Below are 17,673 nucleotides of genomic sequence, written 5' to 3' on the forward strand. Positions count from 1 at the left end.
CTGTATTCTCTCTCCTTCAATATAACCAGCAGTCGACTATATCAACCAGCCCTTCCCGGCTGAACTTAGTGGCATCAGCCGTGCTGAAAATACGTGCCGACATAACCGCTTCACCGTTATTAATGAATATTTCCAAAGAGGAGTTATCGGATAAGATCTGTAACTGCACCGACTCTGAATCAGTTAGGGCTAACTCACGCAGAGTATCCCCTTCACGGATCAGAGTATTCGCTCTGTCTAAAAACAGAGTCTTAGCCGCTTTATCTAAGCGAATTTCACAATATCCCAGATCCGACTGGTGTAAACGCAGCGAGCTTCCCCAGGCCATTGACACTTTTAACTCAAAGGTTTTACTTTCTAAATCAAAAGACTTTGCCTGTGCGGGCACACTAACGGGCTTTAAACGTAACTTCTGCAGCTCTTTAAGCGGCTTTTGTATCAGCCTGCCGTTTTCATAGGTTAATTCACGAAGCGCCGTTAACTGATGTATCCAGCCGTTATCAGAGCTGGGGTGATCAACTTCATCGGGCAGGCCCATCCAGGCCGACATAATTCTGCGTCCGTCCGGCGTCTGCAGGGACTGCGGTGCATAAAAATCAAAGCCATGGTCTAAATTCTGAAAATCAGATAACAACACCCGGCCGTTTTGAGTAAATTCAGCTTTAACAATACCGTTATGGTGCGCAACAGTATGGCTCGGACTTGCCGACTCAATGCCCTGAGGCCCGACAACAATAAAGTCCTGATTGTTTAAAGTAAAAAAATCTGGACATTCCCACATATAACCAAAGTCACCTAACTCATCGCCGCACAGAGTAAGAAATGTCCAGTTTTTAAGGTCTTCTGACTGGTAAACAGCCAGACGGCCGATATTGTCTTCACGCTGTGCACCTACCAGCATTAACCAATGATCATTATGACGAATAACCTTAGGATCGCGGCAGTGGGCAGTAACCCCCGGCGGCAGCTCAGGAACAACCGGGCCGTGCTTAGTAAAATTAATACCGTCCTCTGAAGTGGCTAAACACTGCGTAGTATGCCTGTCTCTCTGCTCATCAATACGCACATTACCCGTATAGAAAAGCATTAACTGATTTTCGTGACTCAGAGCATGACCGGAGAAAACACCATGACTGTCAAACCAGTCCGACGGGGTTAAAGCAACAGGCTGGCGTTCCCAGTTAATTAAATCTTTGCTGGTTAAATGTGCCCAGTACTTATCTTTATGCACACAGGCATAGGGGTACCACTGGTAAAACAGATGATATGCCCCCTGGTGATAAATAAAACCATTGGGGTCATTTAATAAGCCCTGCGGCGGAGAGATATGCCAGGCGGGACGAAACTCACAATCAACTTCCTGAGTATAAGGGGCGCTGTCCTGTAACTGATGCGCAGCAATCAGCTTCCCGGCTTGTAATAACTGCAGCTCTAATTCTTTTTTATCTGCAGCGATATTTTTACTATAGGTAAGCTGCTTGAGAGTTTCATTGTAAGTCTGCTGTTTTGCCTGAGCGGATAACAGATCGACATCCCGAACCTCCACAATAAGTCGAGAATCCGGATTCAGAATACGAACCACATTACTAATACCACCACACTCTTCAATAATTGATAATAAGAACATACACCACCTGCAACAGCCAATAAAAACGGGAACGTTCCCAAGATATGTAAAAGCGACTGACTTTGCAATAGCCGCGAGAAAATAACCGCACTAATATTGAGTGAGGACAGTCAAAAAGTGATCTAAGTAGTATTCTTCTGCTGCAGATCAGCAGCTTTGACGAAAGATATTTTCAAAGCTCATCACCAGTTTACTAACGTCCGCCTGCTTATTTTCAATTAAATCCAGCAGTACCTGAGCTGATTTTTTCCCAGACAAATCAAAGGCATAGTTAAATGTTGATAAGCTAGGAGTACACACCAGGCCAAGCTCGTCATTACCGACGCCAAGCACTTTAATATCTTTACCGGGTATTTTATTCGCTTCCGAGATGGCCTTCATAGCGCCGATTGCTATCCGGTCTGTCGCACAAAATAGACCGTCTAACTGCGGCCAGTCTAATAACAACTGTTTGGTCTGTTGATAGCCGGATTCAATGGTAAATTCACCACGACTGTGGAACAGAGCAGAAATCTGCCTGGAGTGCTGCAGAGACTGCGTCAGCCCCTGAAAACGACACTGATCAACCGCGATATCCTGGCTGTTTACGCCGATAAAACCAATGTTCGATGCCCCGGCTTCAAGCAGCCTCAGTCCTGCATTAAACCCAACCCCGACATCGTCATGAATAATACTGGGGATATTAAACAGCGATCCGTCCTGACCGATTAACACAACCGGTACAGCAGACTGTTTAATTGCTTTTACCAGCGCCTCATCCAGGTGTGTTGCATAAAGCAGTATTCCTTCAACACGTTTCTGATTAAAGCGCTTTATATATTCAATCTCTTTTTCGTTATCCTGCTGGCTGTTTGCCAGTAAAACGTGCTTGCCCGCCAGTTCAATAACGGAGCTTAAACCGTCCAGTCCTTTGGCTGTGGCATTGGAAGACATACGCGGCACGATCACGCCGATAAGATTAGTTTTCTGTAATTTAAGATCTCTGGCAACCTGATTAGCAACATAGCCGCATTCATCAATGGCTTTCTGCACCTTTTCTTTGGTACTTGCTTTTACACCGTATTCATTATTAATCACGCGGGAGACCGTAGATTTCGATACTCCTGATAATTTTGCTACTTCATGCAGTCCTGCCATGAGCTGTTTCCTAGTTATTGGGAATGTTTGCAGTAATCATAACAAAACTCACCATCTCAATGATGAAAAGATCGCACCGCCAGGTCATTTATCACACAAAAAGAAGATACAAATCACACTTACCCCATAATGCGCTTGAAGAAACGAAATAATTGTTTAAAACTCATTTCTGCAAACGTTCCCAAGGAGTGCCAAATGTCATTTTTGCAGCTAAAGGAATAGATACGTTCACTAGGAGAGAAGTTATGAATTATCCAAAAGTCGCCAGCCAGCTAATCGATATGCTTGGTGGTAAAAACAATATTAAAGCACTGGCCCATTGTGCTACCCGCTTACGTCTGGCAGTGGAAGATGAGTCACTGATTGATGAGAAAGGCATAGAGGATCTTGAAGGTGTTAAAGGCCAGTTTAAAGTTGCCGGTCAGTACCAGATTATTTTCGGCTCCGGTATTGTTAACCAGGTTTATGCGCAGATGGCAAAACTAACCGGCCTGGAAGAGATGAGTACCAAAGACGTAGCTTCTGCCGGAACTGATAAACAGAACATTGTGCAGCAGGCGGTAAAAGGTCTGTCAGATATCTTTGTACCGATTATTCCCGCGATTGTTGCCGGTGGTCTGTTAATGGGTCTGTTTAATGTATTAGTGGCACCAGGATTATTTATTGACGGTAAATCACTGGTTGATGCAAACCCGGGACTCGCCGATCTGGCAGCTATGATTAATACCTTTGCTAATGCGCCTTTTGTTTACCTTCCTATTCTACTGGCATTTTCAGCCAGTAAAAAATTCGGTGGTAATCCGTTCCTGGGGGCTGCACTGGGTATGCTGATGGTGCATCCGGATCTGCTTAACGGCTGGGGATTCGGCGGCGCTGCTGTTTCCGGTAATATCCCGGTATGGAACATTCTGGGTTTTGAAATTCAGAAAGTAGGTTACCAGGGCTCAGTGCTGCCGGTATTAGTGGCGGCATTTATTTTAGCGAAAGTTGAAAACGGTCTGCGTAAGTTTATTCCATCTGTATTAGACAATCTGCTGACCCCGCTGCTGGCTATTTTTATTACAGGTGTGATTACCTTTACCATAGTCGGTCCATTCACCCGTGACATCGGCTTCCTTTTAGGTGACGGTCTAAACTGGTTATACGACTCAGCTGGCTTTATAGGCGGCGCACTGTTTGGTTTCATCTATGCACCTTTTGTAATTACCGGTATGCACCATAGCTTTATCGCTATTGAAATACAGCTGCTGGCAGATATTGCAGTGACCGGCGGTACATTTATTTTCCCTATTGCAGCTATGTCTAATATTGCTCAGGGTGGCGCGGCATTAGCGGTAGGATTTACCAGTAAAGATGCTAAAACTAAAGGTATTGCCATTCCGTCAGGTGTGACAGCGCTGCTGGGTATTACTGAGCCGGCTATGTTTGGGGTGAACTTAAAACTGCGCTATCCGTTTATTGCGGCTATTATTGCAGCGGCATCTTCAAGCGCCTTTATCACCCTGTTTAATGTAAAAGCCGGTGCCTTAGGGGCGGCGGGTCTGCCGGGCATTATCTCAATTCGTCCTGAAGATGTAATGCCTTACGTATTCGGCATGCTGATTTCATTCGCAGTGGCATTTGCACTAACCATAGTATTAGGTGCCCGCGATAAAGCGAAAAAAGAAAAACAAGTAAAAGAGATGCAGCAAGCTTCAGCATAATCTCAATTATTATAATAACCAAACCAGTAATGCAGATTACTGGTTTTTGTGTATACAAAACAAAGGAAATCTCATGAACAGAGTTTGGGTTAGCGGTGATGCCGTTGTTGATTTAATTCCAGATGGTGAAAATAGTTATTTAAAATGTCCAGGCGGTGCGCCGGCTAATGTGGCAGTTGCTGTATCCCGCTTAGGCGGAGACAGCGCATTTTTCGGTCGTGTCGGGCAGGATCCGCTCGGCCGCTTTATGAAAGAAACACTGAATAACGAAGGGGTAAATACAGATTTTATGCGGCTTGATCAAGCGCAGCGTACTTCTACAGTTATTGTTGATTTAGATGATACAGGTGAACGCAGTTTTACCTTTATGGTTAAACCCAGTGCCGATCAGTTTATGCTGCCGGCTGATATCCCGGCTTTTTCAGAAAATCAGTGGCTGCATGTCTGCTCTATTGCGCTTGCTAATGAACCCAGCCGCAGCAGTACTTTTCAGGCAATGTGCCGGATCAAAGAAGCAGGCGGATTTATTAGTTTTGATCCGAACCTGCGTGATGAAGTCTGGGCAGATCCGAGTGAAATAAAATCAGTGGTATTAAAAGCAGCTGCAATGGCTGATGTGCTTAAATTTTCTGATGACGAGCTGTTGTTTTTAACGGAAACAAAAACCATAGAGGCAGGACTTGAGGCTATCAAACACTACCAGAATAGGCTTATCTTAATTACTCAGGGGGCAAAAGGCGCATTAGTCATTACTCCGGGTAAACGGGAGCTTATTGCCGGAAAAGCAGTAAAACCAGTTGATACGACAGGTGCTGGAGATGCATTTGTCGGCGGCTTAATTAGTTATCTTGCACAATGCAGTTCATGGCACGACATCAAACACATTCGTGATGCCGTAAAATGGGCCAACGGCTGCGGTGCTTTAGCCACCACGCAGAAAGGAGCAATGACCGCACTGCCTTTAAGTACTGAGCTTAGCTGCTATCTGAATGATTAACAGCCATAATCAGGGAGCCGACGACTCAAGGCTCCCTTTATTAACTTTATTCACTTCCTCTAACCCGCTTCTGCTCTATTTTTTATCTATACCACTATTTTAAAAAACTCTCCTGCCGAATAATAAGTGAAAATCCTCTGCGAATATTCCCGCACTACCCCGTCAGATTTATTATTCAGCAGATATTAGCGACAGCTTCCGTTTTTAACAGAGAATTACAGGCAGGAAAAACTGTCCTTTAATAAAACAAAACATAACAGTTTTAATAAGAGAGAAGCAGAAACAGGAAAAATACAGCGGTATTTTACAAAGGTAAAACCAAAGGCGTAAAGAAGAACACTGCAGTATTTTACAGAGACTGCATTAGGGGGGAAAAGAAGGAGACTCAAGAAAAGAGACGGCCGCAGCCGTCCAAATAAACAGCTTACTTACAGCGGTTCTGCATAGACTCAATGCTGTTTATCATCAGCAGCGTCACTATCGCCAGAGGAATATCCAGCACATTTGAAACTTGCGACAGCATATTTAAATTAATTAATTCAGACAGGGTCTGTGTTTCTGCTGATAACCTGAAGATAAACTGGCCTAGCATATTCGATGTCAGCCACAGAGCCCACCATACAGGCAGTACAGCACTTACTTTTCTGGAAGTGTCATCCTGATAATCTGCACTGGCCAGCCAGATCTCTTTCATTGCCTGGTAGGGTTTCCATAAATTAAACACAGGAATAAAATAATAAGCAATGGACCAGGCAGGCGTATAAGTCATATTCAAAGCGCCAAGCTGGCGGACAGTATAATTTGCTCTATATATCCACGGCACAATTAACAGTGCAGAGCTAATAAAGGCAACAAGAGAAAAGATACCTATGCCCTGCAGTAGTTCAATGACAGTTTCACCAGCAGCAAAAGCCTGCTCCAGAGAAGTATAAATACCGTCCTGAAAAGCTGATAATAACTGGTACTCTAATACACCGAATATAACCGCTAAAACGGCAGTCACTATCTGTACACAAAGTACATATGTGATCCAGCGGGTCAATTTTTGTGAATTTTTAAATCCATTTTTTACATTTAACAATTCCTATTCTCCTTAGCAGCACCTTGTGCTTCTGCTTAACATTTTTATTGTTTATTTACTTTGTTTCGCTTCGGCACGTGCACCTAACAGCAGCGTTAAGGCAAATGCGGCAGTAAACGAAATCAGCATCCCGAAGATATAAGGCATTACATCTTCAGGGCGAATTGAAATAATACCCGGCAGCCCGGCAGCACCTAATGCTCCAGCTTTTACGTTAAACAGGGTGATAAAGGCGCTTGAGCATGCTGCTGCGATAACGGCGGCAATAAACGGGTAACGTAGTTTTAAGTTAACACCAAACATGGCCGGCTCAGTGATCCCCAGCAGCGCTGTCACACCCGAGGGAATAGCAATACCTTTGGTTTTGGCATCTTTGCAGCTGAATCCGACCGCTAATGCCGCACCGCCCTGAGCAATATTAGACATAGCCGCAATAGGGAAAATAAATGTACCACCGGTCAGAGCAATATCCGCCAGCAGCTGTATTTCAATGGCGATAAAGCTATGGTGCATACCGGTAATTACAAAAGGTGCATAGATAAAACCAAACAGTGCGCCGCCGATAAAACCTGCAGAATCGTATAACCAGTTTAAACCGTCACCTAATAAGAAGCCGATATCACGGGTGAACGGACCGACTATGGTAAAGGTAATCACACCGGTAATAAAAATAGCCAGCAGCGGGGTCAGCAGATTGTCTAATACGGAAGGAATAAATTGACGCAGGCCGTTTTCAATTTTAGCTAAAATAAAGGCAGCCACTAATACCGGTAGAACGGAGCCCTGATAACCCACTTTTTGAATTTCAAAACCCAGGATATTCCACACAGGAATCGATCCGGAAACACTGGCGCCGCCGAATCCCCAGCCGTTAAGCAGATCCGGATGTACCATCAGCATACCTAATGCAGCCCCCAGGAACGGATTACCGCCGAATTTTTTACTGGCTGAAAATGCCAATAAGATAGGCAGGTAAACAAAAGGTGCATTAGCAAAAGTGTTAATCATAGCGGCTAGATCGGCGAGCCCTGGGTTGGCATCAACCAGAGATTTGCCGTCAATAAATAACCCCGGTGCAGCTAATACATTAAAAATCCCCATTAACAGACCGCCGGCAACAATCGCTGGAATAATAGGTACAAAGATATCTGACAGACCTTTAACTGCCTGCTGCACAATATTTTGTTTTTCAGTTCCGGCAGAAGCCACGTCTTTAGTGCTCATCTCTTCCAGGCCGGTTAGTTTGGCCATCTGCGCATAAACCTGGTTAACAATACCGGAGCCGAAAATAATCTGGTATTGACCGGCGACTTTAAACTGACCTTTAACACCTTCAAGATCTTCTATGGCTTTTTCGTCAATCAGTGATTCATCCAGCACAGCAAGACGTAAGCGGGTCGCACAATGAGCCAGGGCTTTAATATTAGTTTTACCACCAAGCATATCGATCAACTGACTGGCGACTTTGGTATAATTCATCACTTTCTCCGAATAAACAGGCCGGCTTCGTTAATCAGCAATATGTCAGACAGCAAGCAGTACATTTAACTTTAATACAAAAAATAAAAACAAAAAGCGGCGGCTCAGGGCCGCCGTAAAAGAATACAACCAACTAACTTTATCAAACTAGGATTACTGCGCCGGATAAGGCGCAGTACTGCGCTTAATTAGAACCATGTTTCCATCTGCATACCTGCGACAAATTCACCACCCTCTCCCATAGTACTTGCACCGTCGGCAACACTTACAGAGTAGTTATTCAACTCATCACTCCAGTCAATATATGAAGCCGTTAGACGAATTTCAGGACGCTCAAAGAAACCAGCAGCGGTATCTAACTTAAAGGTCGGAGCAATAGTCGCTTTGTAGTAACTACCGTCAGCCTTGTCTGTACCGTTATCCAGATCCATATACTGGTATGAACCTTCGTAAACCATTTCAAAGTTTTTGGTTAGCTCCTGCGCCAGACGTACATTAACTGTTGCCCACATGAACTCATCAGTTTCAACAAATCGATCTTGACTATATTCAGCTAAAACAGCTGGTGCGATACGCCAGTTATCTGCAAAACGAGTTACACCGTAACTGAACAGACGCACTGCGTTAGCATCTTCATTAAGACTGCCGTTTGAACCAATACCTTTCAGTTCCGCCCCTAATCCCTGGCCAGCTAACACGCCCGTTTTAGAGAAACCGTCACTCATCCCATAGAAGCTGTCCGCATGGTAAGCCAGCATTGCATGAAAACCTGTATCAGCACTGCCTGCACTTCTTTCTTCATTATCAGTGGCAGTCATAGCACTCAACATCAACTGCCATGCCCCCATACGGTTATTCATCGTTGCAATATAGTTTTCAACATCTGTATTTGAGCTGTCAATGGCACCGAAATCACGTCCATAAACAGAGAAGTTAGCTCTCCAGTCTTCACCAAGCTGCACGTCATAAAGACCGATACCTGTACCGGAAAGAAAAACAATATCACTGTCTAAAAAGTGGATGTCAAAATTATCACGGTCAAAACGTTTACCAGCCCATAGAGAAGCATTTTCAAATGCGCCGCTGAATGAAGATAAATTACCGATTTCCGCATAAACCTGGCGTACATTCAGTTGTGATTCAGAACCAGTCCATTCATTATTTGTTTCAACACTGTCTGCCAGCATAATGCGGTATTTTGACCATGAGCCGTCTTCTTTCTGACTCTTATGATCCAGCACTGTTTCAACATAGTTATCATCTTCTAATCCCAGACGGCCTACCGCCCCGCCTAGAGAACCGGCTGCGGTCATATACGGTCCGGTACCAGTCGCACCATTCAGGTTGTCATTCATTAACAAACCAGCACGTGCATATCCGTGAAATTCAAAAGCAGAAGTTTTGTTTAAGGCCTGATCAGCTGTTTTTTCTGATTTCTCCAGACGCTGTTCTAAATTAGCAATTCTCTGCTCTAACTCAGTGTTGCTTCCTTCCGCCCAGACAGCGCTAGAACAAGTAACAGCAACAGATACAGCGAGTGATAATAGACTTCTTTTCATGATAGATCTCCATTTCTTAGTTAATTTGCCGCCTTGGCAGCATCAAAGCACGTTTTTGGGAACGTTTGCAAAAAGGAGTTTTAAATAATTAAGCCGTTTCATCAAGCGCATTATGAGTTAAATGTGATTAAGATCTTTGTTTTGTACAACAAATGACCTGCAAATACGATCTTTTGACTATTAAATGTTTTGCTTTACTTGGGGTAATGAGAGCGTTCCCAATGGAAAAGTGAAATGAATATAAAAGGCCATCGGTCTTAGAGGGGAGCTATCTGCATCAAAAGTTTTGTATAAAGATTGTTACAACCTTGTTAGAATTTAACTGGAAAAATGGAGCATCATAGATCTTCCGCCTTTAATCAGAACTTAAGACAGAAGCTTGAATCACTTAGGTAACAGCCGAGGAATTACAGATAATGGATAAACCACAAAGAGAAATCACATTACGATTTTTAGCAGAGCCTCTAGACGTAAACTTTGGCGGGAAAGTGCATGGAGGTGCAGTGATGAAATGGATCGATTTAGCGGCTTACGCCTGCGCAGCCGGCTGGAGCGGACGTTATTGTGTTACGGCATATGCAGGTGGTATCCGGTTTGTATCACCGATTCATGTCGGCAGCTTAGTTGAAGTAAAAGCTAAGGTCATTTATACCGGAAAATCATCAATGCATATTGCACTGGAAGTTAATGCCTGTGACCCTAAATCGTTAAACCGACGCTTAACAACACACTGTATTGTGGTGATGGTCGCTGTCGATGAACACGGTCAGGCAGTGCGTATTCCAGAATGGATCCCGGAAAATGAAGAAGACTCAAGAGAGCATCAGACAGCCCAAAAACTGATGGAAATGCGTAAAAAAATCGGTGAAGAGATGCAGATATTTGTCGAATGAGACTGAACTGACTGTTTTTCTGTTAAACAACTCTACCTAACAGAACTTATCTGTCCGCATAAAAAAAGGAACCGAGGTTCCTTTTTTTATACCTATACTGCTTGAAGATTAAGAGCCAGTTCTGGTTATCTTAACCATTGCCGCATTCTTTTATTAGCACTAGCTTAAATCAATTTTATCTACAGGCTCTGACTCTTTGCCGACTAATACATCCTGCATCAGTGCACTATTACCGTTTAACAAATCATTCAGTGTCCCGTCTTTACTGTCAACCATGCCAAGTTCTCGGACCATAGCATCAACCATTGGTGCATTAGCACGGTAGTTAAGCGCCGCAGAGGTGATCTGCTCAGCAAGTCCAGTACCCGCACCGCCAGATCCAGCTGCACCCGATGACATATTAGCAGCACCGCTGCCGTAACCCTGTAAAATTTTGATACCTTCAATGTTCTCTAAAGGTTTCACTGAATTAGCTACAATTTCCGGTAATACTTTCAGGATAGCCAGTGCCTTCTGCAGCTCTATCTGCTCGTCACGTAAACTATTTTCTGCTTCATATAAAACTCGTTTCCCCTCCGCTTCAACAGCTAAAACTTTCTCATCAGCTTCCGCCTGCAGTGTTTTCGCATCAGCAGTCGCTTTAGCTTCAATTAACACCGCAGAAGCTTTATCTTCAGCAGCCCGTTTATCCGCTTCGGCTTGTACTGTGATACCAACCGCCTGACGCTCAGCGACTTTTTTAGCATCGATGACATCAATCTCTTTGCTACGATTTGCTTCCGCAATCTCTTTTGCGGTAATAACCGCTTCCTCTTTTTCTACTTTGTTCTTTTCAGCGTCAGCGGCTTTCGCCCGGGCAGCCGACTCCTCTTCTGATTTTTCAGCAATCGCAATACGTCTGTCCTGCTCTGCAACTTCAATATCTTTCTGCTGCTGAATACGCGCCTGCTCAAGCGTTTTACGTTTTTCAATTTCTTGAAATTCAACCTGCTTGGCTTTTTCAATTTCAGCTGACTCAACGGCCTGCTGCTTGGTAATTTCCGCCTCACGCTCTTCTCTTTCACAAAGCTCACGCTGCTTAACAATCGCAGCCTGCTGATCAACACGTTTAAATTCAAGCGCCTGCTCTTGTATCAGCTGTGCTTCCTGCTGCTCTTTTTTAATGGTTAATGACTGCTTCTCAGCCTCTAAATTCCGCTGCTCGATTAAAATGCGATTTTCCTGCTCAATATCATTGGTTTCTTTGCGTTTTTTCTCAATGATATTAGTTAAACGCGCACGACCTTCGGCATCAAATGCATTGCTTTCATTAAAAAACTTCAGCTCGGTCTGATCAAAGCCGGTCAGTGAAACAGACTCTAATTCAAGACCGTTTTTCTCAAGGTCGTTCATAACACTCTGCTGCACTTTCTGCACAAATTCAGAGCGTTGTTCATGCATCTCAATCATGCTCATTTCCGCAGCCACAGCGCGCAGTACATCAACAAATTTAGATTCCATCAGCTTTTTCAGCTCTTCGACACGCATAGTACGCGTACCTAGAGTTTGTGCAGCCATAGAGATGCCTTCGGAATGCGGTGCAACTCTTAAGTAAAAATCAGCTTTAACATCAACACGCATTCTGTCTTTGGTGATCAGTGCATCTTTCTGGGTTTTTTCAACTTCGATGCGCAGGGTGTTCATATTTACCGGGATAGTTTCATGAAGAACAGGTAATACAACGGCACCACCATCTTTCACAACTTTCTCCCCGCCCATGCCGGTTCGCACAAAGGCAATCTCTTTGGTTGCCCGCACATAAAGCTTGGCAAACACTATACCGATAGTAATTAAAGCAACCAGACCAATACCAGTCATGGTCAAGATAAACAACATGTTTTCCCCGAAAAGAGCTTCCATTTAAAATCCTTATTTTAGTTATGTGTAATGTAGTTATTGTGTAAATTCGACGGCAGTCCAGCTGCTTTTTAGTTTTTCGATTAATACAACCTGAGTGCCCTGTTCAAAAACTAGAGACTCTTGTTCCGGCTCAACCATTACATAATGCTTCTGGTTAAATTCATCATGTAAAACCGCTTCAGCGGCATTACCTTTAGAGGCCCTGCCGATAGTAATAGTGGCTAATTTTCCGGAAAAAGAGGTATTCGATAATGCGGAACTTTCATTTTTGGGAATTATTCTAGCAATCTGTCTACCCAGTAAGCGGCTGATAAAAACAGCAGCCAGCAGTGCAAACGGCAGAGAGAGAAAAAGCGGTAGATTAATAATAAAATTGAGCGTCAGTCCGGCAATACCAAAGCCGCTTAAAAACAGCAGCAGCCATACTAGAAACGGCAGCTGTTTAAGATATAACCAGCCTAAAACGGCGGTTAAACCGCCAGCCGGCAAATTCGGGTCTGCGTTAATATCAAGATCCATTGGCAGCAGGTCATCCAGTAAACTGCCCAGGCTCAATCCAATAATTAAACCCGCTCCTTCAATAAATGCTAATCCAAGCACAATAGCTAATGCTGACGAATAGGGAAGATTAAAATCGGCAAGAAAAAATGCTAACACACTAAATTCCTTATAAAAATAACTGCCGGTTAAGATAAAATGCAGCACCAGCAAAGAAACAAAAACAAAGCAAAACAATAGCAAAATTAACTCATGAAATCACTATCCGTCTCACAATCCAGGAAAATGAACACCTGCTTTGAATCCTGATTTGTATTTTTGTTTAAAAAGCATGGATTGATAAATTAATAAAGTAGTTAAAGTTTAGTAAAAGGCATTACAAAAAACAGCACTCCTGTGCGGGACAAGCGTGCTGTTATTCACTAATGATCAGCTTTCAGTCTGATCTATGCGATCTCCTTATATTCAGCTTTATAGAAAATCGCATATAAAACAGGAATAATTATCAGGGTAAGAATCGTTGCGAAACCAAGCCCGGCCATAATAGTGATCGCCATATTGACAAAGAACACATCAACTAACAACGGTATTAACCCTAATATTGTGGTGGATGCCGCCATTAATACCGGACGCATTCTGGCAACCGATGACTCGATAATCGCCAGAAACAGCTCTTTGCCCTGCTCTTTCTGCAGATCTATCTCTTCGATCAGAACAATGGCATTTTTAATCAGTAAACCAACCAGGCTCAGTGCACCTAATAACGCCATAAAATCAAAGGCGCCGCCGGTCATCAGCAGACCGGCAGTAATACCAATAACCGCCATAGGTACAACCATCCAGATAATCAACGGCTGACGTATTCGCCCAAATAGTAAAAGAGTGGTAATTATCATCATCAGAAAAGCGCCGGGCAGTGCTGCAAACAGAGGCTCTGAAGCATTAACACCATCTTCGTACTCTCCTCCCCATTCAAGCATATAACCCGACGGCAGCTGTATTGCTTCAATCTGCGGTCGTAACCGGTTAAATAGAGGAGAGGCTAACTCCTGCTTAGGGTTACATGAGGCAATAATAGTATGTGCACGGTTACGATTGCGTATTATATTATTTTCCCATACGGTTTCAAAATGACTAACCACCTGCCCCATTGGAATTGAACGGTTAAGCACCTGACTGAACACTTGAATATCACTTAATTTAGCGACATCTTCGCGCTCATCAAGCGGTGCACGCAGCACAATATCTAACAAACGATTACCGTCTCTAAAGGTACCGACACTGCTGCCGACAGAAGACCGCTGCAGTGCATCGGTGATATCATTACGACTGATACCCAGCTGGCGGGCAACCTGCTCATTAAAGACAGGGCGAATAACTTTAACCGGCTGACGCCAGTCATCGCGAATATCTCGTGCATCACTGTCTTTAAACATGATTCCCTGAGCCTGCTCGGAAAGCTCACGCAGTATTTTCTTATCCGGTCCTGAGAAACGAACTTCTATTTTGGCATCTCGTCCCGGCCCGATGCGCAGATTTTTAACCTTAGGTTCGGTATCGGGTAACTCAATACGCATAAATTCGCTGACTTTTTCCTGCAGAGCAGCAATCTGCTCTCTATTCTCAGTTTTCACGATAATCTGCGCATAGGAGGTGGTCGTAGACTCAGGACTGTAAACCAACGTAAAGCGTGTTGCCCCACCGCCGACAACCGTAGTAGTTGAAACAACACCCGCCTGCGCTGATAAAAACTGCTCAACTTTAAGAGCATCATCCCGGGTATCGCGAATATCCGTACCTTCCACTTCCCATACGTCAACGAAAAACATCGGTGTATTAGAATCGGGGAAAAAGCCCTGCTTGATATAACCAAAACCAATCAAGGAAGATACAAACAGAGTGACAACCAGCGTCACTGTTATCCAACGAAAACGCAGTGCTGTTAACAATAGTTTTTTATAAGCCTGAAACAGCATACCGGCATAGGGATCTTTAGGCGCTTCTCCCTGCGATTTTTTATCAACTTTAATAAACATGGCACACAGCAGAGGTGTTGTAGTAATGGCAGTAAACCAGGAGAGACTAAGGGATATCAGGATGACCCAGAACAAACTGCCGGCAAACTCTCCGACAGAGCTGATTGAAAAACCAATACCGGAAAAAGCCAGAATACCGATAATGGTCCCGCCCAGCAGCGGCCAGATGGTCTGGTCAACGGTTTCCCCGGCAGCTGCCGAAGCATCCATGCCGCCTTTAATACGTACCAGCATCCCCTCTGCAACAACAATCGCATTATCCACCAGCATGCCTAAAGCAATAATTAATGCGCCAAGAGAGATACGCTGCAGCTCCATACCAGCCATCTGCATTATCCAGATAGTACCAGCTACGGTTATTAACAGTACTGCACCAATAATTAAACCGACACGAATTCCCATGAAAAACAACAGTACGACCACCACTATCAGCAGCGCCTGAACAACACTGATAATAAAACCTTTCACTGAGTTATCAACTTCACTGGGCTGATCGTAAACGGCCTCAATCTGCATCCCCACCGGGGTTATCGGCAGTAATTCTGCAAATCGTTCCGTTAAACGCTCTCCTACCGCAACCACGTTTACACCTGACTGCATTGAAATCCCCAGGGCAAGAGCCGGTTTACCGTTGCGATAATAAAGCATATTCGGCTCATCAATATAGCGGCGTTCGATCGTGGCAATATCTTTCAAGCGGATCAGCTGCTTACCTCCGCTGGCAATCAGTACTTCACCGATTGCGGCGACTGATTTCAACTCTCCAGTCGGATGAATACGAATATAGTCACTTTCTACCCGAATTTTACCTGCCGGGCTGGCAATATTCTGCGACTGCAGCACAGCGGCTATCTGCTCCGGGTTAATACCCAGCTCAGCTAATTTACGCCGGGAAAGAAAGATATTGACCTGCTCTTTCTGCTCCCCGCTGATAACTATTTTTCGTACCCCATCAACCAGTACCAGCTGTTTTTTCAATACATCTGCAAAGTCTTTAAGATCCCGGTAACTGTAACCATCTCCTGAAAGGGTAAGAAATAAACCATAAACATCAGCAAAATCATCATAAATAATGGGTGTCATCGCCCCGGGAGGCAGTTTATTTTCCATATCAGTAATTTTACGACGAACCTCATCATAAATAGCCGGCATAGAATCTAGCTTATATTTATCCTGGAATTCTATAGTTACTTCAGAATAACCCGGACGATTAACCGTCATTTTTAATTCTTTTAACTGCTCCATCTGCTGCAGAGCATCTTCCACATGAAAGGTAACTTCAGATTCCACCTCTTCAGCCGTTGCCCCGGGATAAAGCGTGATAACTTTTGCTTCCTTAATGGTAAAAGCGGGATCTTCCAGCTTACCAATTTTATCATAGGCGCTAAATCCGCCTCCCAGCAGGATGATAACCACCAGCCAGGTAACAACTTTGTTCGCTATTGAGTATTGTGCAATATTCATTAAATCGGCCTCCGTGAGTAAATGCCGTCAATTCAGTTATGGCGCAGTGGCCGGATCAGCCTGCTCAACGTCGGGTAATACAGTCACTTTCTGACCCTCGCGTAAAAATGCAATACCAGCCGTAACAACACGATCTCCAATATTAATGCCTTCAATAACTTTTATTTCAGAACCACTCATATCAGCTACTTTTACCATTCTCGCTTGTATAGTGCTGCTTTCTGGATCCACAACAAAGACCGTCGGCGACAGATCAGAAGCCCCTTTTACTGCACTCACTGGTAATAAAAAGACAGCCTCAGCTACAGAAGTACTTCCATGCTGCATAACTACACTAGTGGTCATACCGGGCAGTAAACTCAACTCATCCGGTTGGGACATAACAAAAGTTGCTTCAAAAGTCTGAGTCTGCGGATCAGCCGTTTTTGCAAGCTCTTTTAAGGAGAGAGGAAACTGAATATCACTTGAATTGGGAAAAGTAGCGAAAACCTTAAAATCAGCAGTCTCCTCATTGGTCATTCTAACTAGGTTTTCCGGCACATTAATTTTAACTTCTAGCTGCGAAATATCATTTAAGTTGAATATTTCCTGTTTAGCCTGAATTTCTTCGTGATTCTGTACATAACGTTTACCGATAACACCAGAGAACGATGCTTTTAATTTGGTGTACTTAAGATCGTTTTTGGCTTGATTAAGAAGTGACTTAGCAGAAGTAAAGTCAGCTTTCATTTTGTCATATTGTGTCTTGGAAATAAAACCGTCTTTGACCAGTTCAGAGCCTCGGGTAAAATCAGCCTTCGTACGCTCAAAGGTCGCTTTTTTATTATTCAGTGTCACCTGAAAATCAGTAGGATCCAGCTCTGCAAGCACATCGCCTTTTTCTACCAGATCACCCTCTTTAACATTTATTTTATATACCTTACCCGCGACCCTGAATGAAATCTGCGCATGCTGCACAGCACCAATCACTCCGGGGAAATTACGAGCCCCTAAATACTGGCTGTCCATAATCACAAAGGTTTTAACCGGCCTGATATCAGGTACCTCAACCGTTTTTTCTTTTTTACCGCACCCGCTAAGGCCGCTAAAAACAAATATAATCACCAGCAGTTTAAAATATAAATATCTCATCGAATTCCCTTATCAAAAAAGTCATAGTCATCAAAAAAGAATAGATCAAATAACGGATAAAAATAGAATGAAATCATTTAATACTCGTGAATATCACATAATAAGGTTATATAAAAAGAGACTGAAGATCAGAAGATTTAATAAAAAGACGGCGGATAAAATGATATAA

At 43.7% G+C, this 17,673-nt stretch carries 12 protein-coding genes; 3 read left to right on the forward strand and 9 right to left on the reverse strand.

Annotation, left to right across the window (positions count from 1 at the left end):
- Positions 1–16: 16 nt before the first annotated feature.
- Positions 17–1,627 carry a glycoside hydrolase family 32 protein gene (locus tag G327_RS0108105; protein ID WP_019614260.1) on the reverse strand — a complete coding sequence of 537 codons (1,611 nt, stop codon included), beginning with the start codon at positions 1,625–1,627 and terminating at the stop codon, positions 17–19.
- A 147-nt stretch (positions 1,628–1,774) separates the two neighbouring features.
- Complete coding sequence (locus tag G327_RS0108110) at positions 1,775–2,764, reverse strand: LacI family DNA-binding transcriptional regulator (RefSeq protein ID WP_019614261.1); 990 nt, start codon at positions 2,762–2,764, stop codon at positions 1,775–1,777.
- 245 nt (positions 2,765–3,009) lie between these two features.
- On the opposite strand from G327_RS0108110, the gene G327_RS0108115 reads away from it, so the two are divergent.
- A complete protein-coding gene (locus G327_RS0108115; protein ID WP_019614262.1) occupies positions 3,010–4,467 on the forward strand; it encodes a sucrose-specific PTS transporter subunit IIBC in 1,458 nt (485 codons plus the stop codon).
- 73 nt (positions 4,468–4,540) lie between these two features.
- The gene (locus G327_RS24240; RefSeq protein WP_019614263.1) at positions 4,541–5,464 is read left to right on the forward strand and encodes an aminoimidazole riboside kinase; all 924 of its coding nucleotides are present in this window, start codon (positions 4,541–4,543) and stop codon (positions 5,462–5,464) included.
- A gap of 424 nt (positions 5,465–5,888) precedes the next feature.
- Here the strand turns inward: G327_RS24240 and G327_RS0108125 are convergent, their stop codons facing one another.
- The 3 genes from G327_RS0108125 to G327_RS0108135 all read right to left on the reverse strand — a co-directional run bounded on the left by G327_RS0108125 (position 5,889) and on the right by G327_RS0108135 (position 9,583).
- Complete coding sequence (locus G327_RS0108125; RefSeq protein WP_019614264.1) at positions 5,889–6,545, reverse strand: DUF4328 domain-containing protein; 657 nt, start codon at positions 6,543–6,545, stop codon at positions 5,889–5,891.
- Between the two features lie 51 nt (positions 6,546–6,596).
- Positions 6,597–8,024 carry a sucrose-specific PTS transporter subunit IIBC gene (locus G327_RS0108130; protein ID WP_019614265.1) on the reverse strand — a complete coding sequence of 476 codons (1,428 nt, stop codon included), beginning with the start codon at positions 8,022–8,024 and terminating at the stop codon, positions 6,597–6,599.
- 188 nt (positions 8,025–8,212) lie between these two features.
- Positions 8,213–9,583, reverse strand: a complete 1,371-nt coding sequence (locus G327_RS0108135) for a carbohydrate porin (RefSeq protein ID WP_019614266.1) — start codon at positions 9,581–9,583, stop codon at positions 8,213–8,215.
- Positions 9,584–9,999: 416 nt separating this feature from the next.
- On the opposite strand from G327_RS0108135, the gene G327_RS0108140 reads away from it, so the two are divergent.
- Positions 10,000–10,476, forward strand: a complete 477-nt coding sequence (locus G327_RS0108140) for an acyl-CoA thioesterase (RefSeq protein ID WP_019614267.1) — start codon at positions 10,000–10,002, stop codon at positions 10,474–10,476.
- Positions 10,477–10,635: 159 nt separating this feature from the next.
- Here G327_RS0108140 and G327_RS0108145 read toward each other — a convergent pair whose 3' ends face one another.
- The 4 genes from G327_RS0108145 to G327_RS24245 form a co-directional block, all read right to left on the reverse strand.
- Positions 10,636–12,375, reverse strand: a complete 1,740-nt coding sequence (locus G327_RS0108145; RefSeq protein WP_019614268.1) for a flotillin family protein — start codon at positions 12,373–12,375, stop codon at positions 10,636–10,638.
- A gap of 33 nt (positions 12,376–12,408) precedes the next feature.
- Positions 12,409–13,032: an OB-fold-containig protein gene (locus tag G327_RS0108150; protein WP_026339261.1), complete on the reverse strand. Its 624-nt coding sequence runs from the start codon at positions 13,030–13,032 to the stop codon at positions 12,409–12,411.
- 287 nt (positions 13,033–13,319) lie between these two features.
- Positions 13,320–16,373 (reverse strand): efflux RND transporter permease subunit, encoded by a 3,054-nt coding sequence (locus G327_RS0108155; RefSeq protein WP_019614270.1) that lies wholly within the window; start codon positions 16,371–16,373, stop codon positions 13,320–13,322.
- Positions 16,374–16,409: 36 nt separating this feature from the next.
- Complete coding sequence (locus G327_RS24245) at positions 16,410–17,504, reverse strand: efflux RND transporter periplasmic adaptor subunit (RefSeq protein ID WP_019614271.1); 1,095 nt, start codon at positions 17,502–17,504, stop codon at positions 16,410–16,412.
- Between the last annotated feature and the right edge of the window lie 169 nt (positions 17,505–17,673).

This window comes from Psychromonas ossibalaenae ATCC BAA-1528, from assembly GCF_000381745.1.
Taxonomy (GTDB): domain Bacteria; phylum Pseudomonadota; class Gammaproteobacteria; order Enterobacterales; family Psychromonadaceae; genus Psychromonas; species Psychromonas ossibalaenae.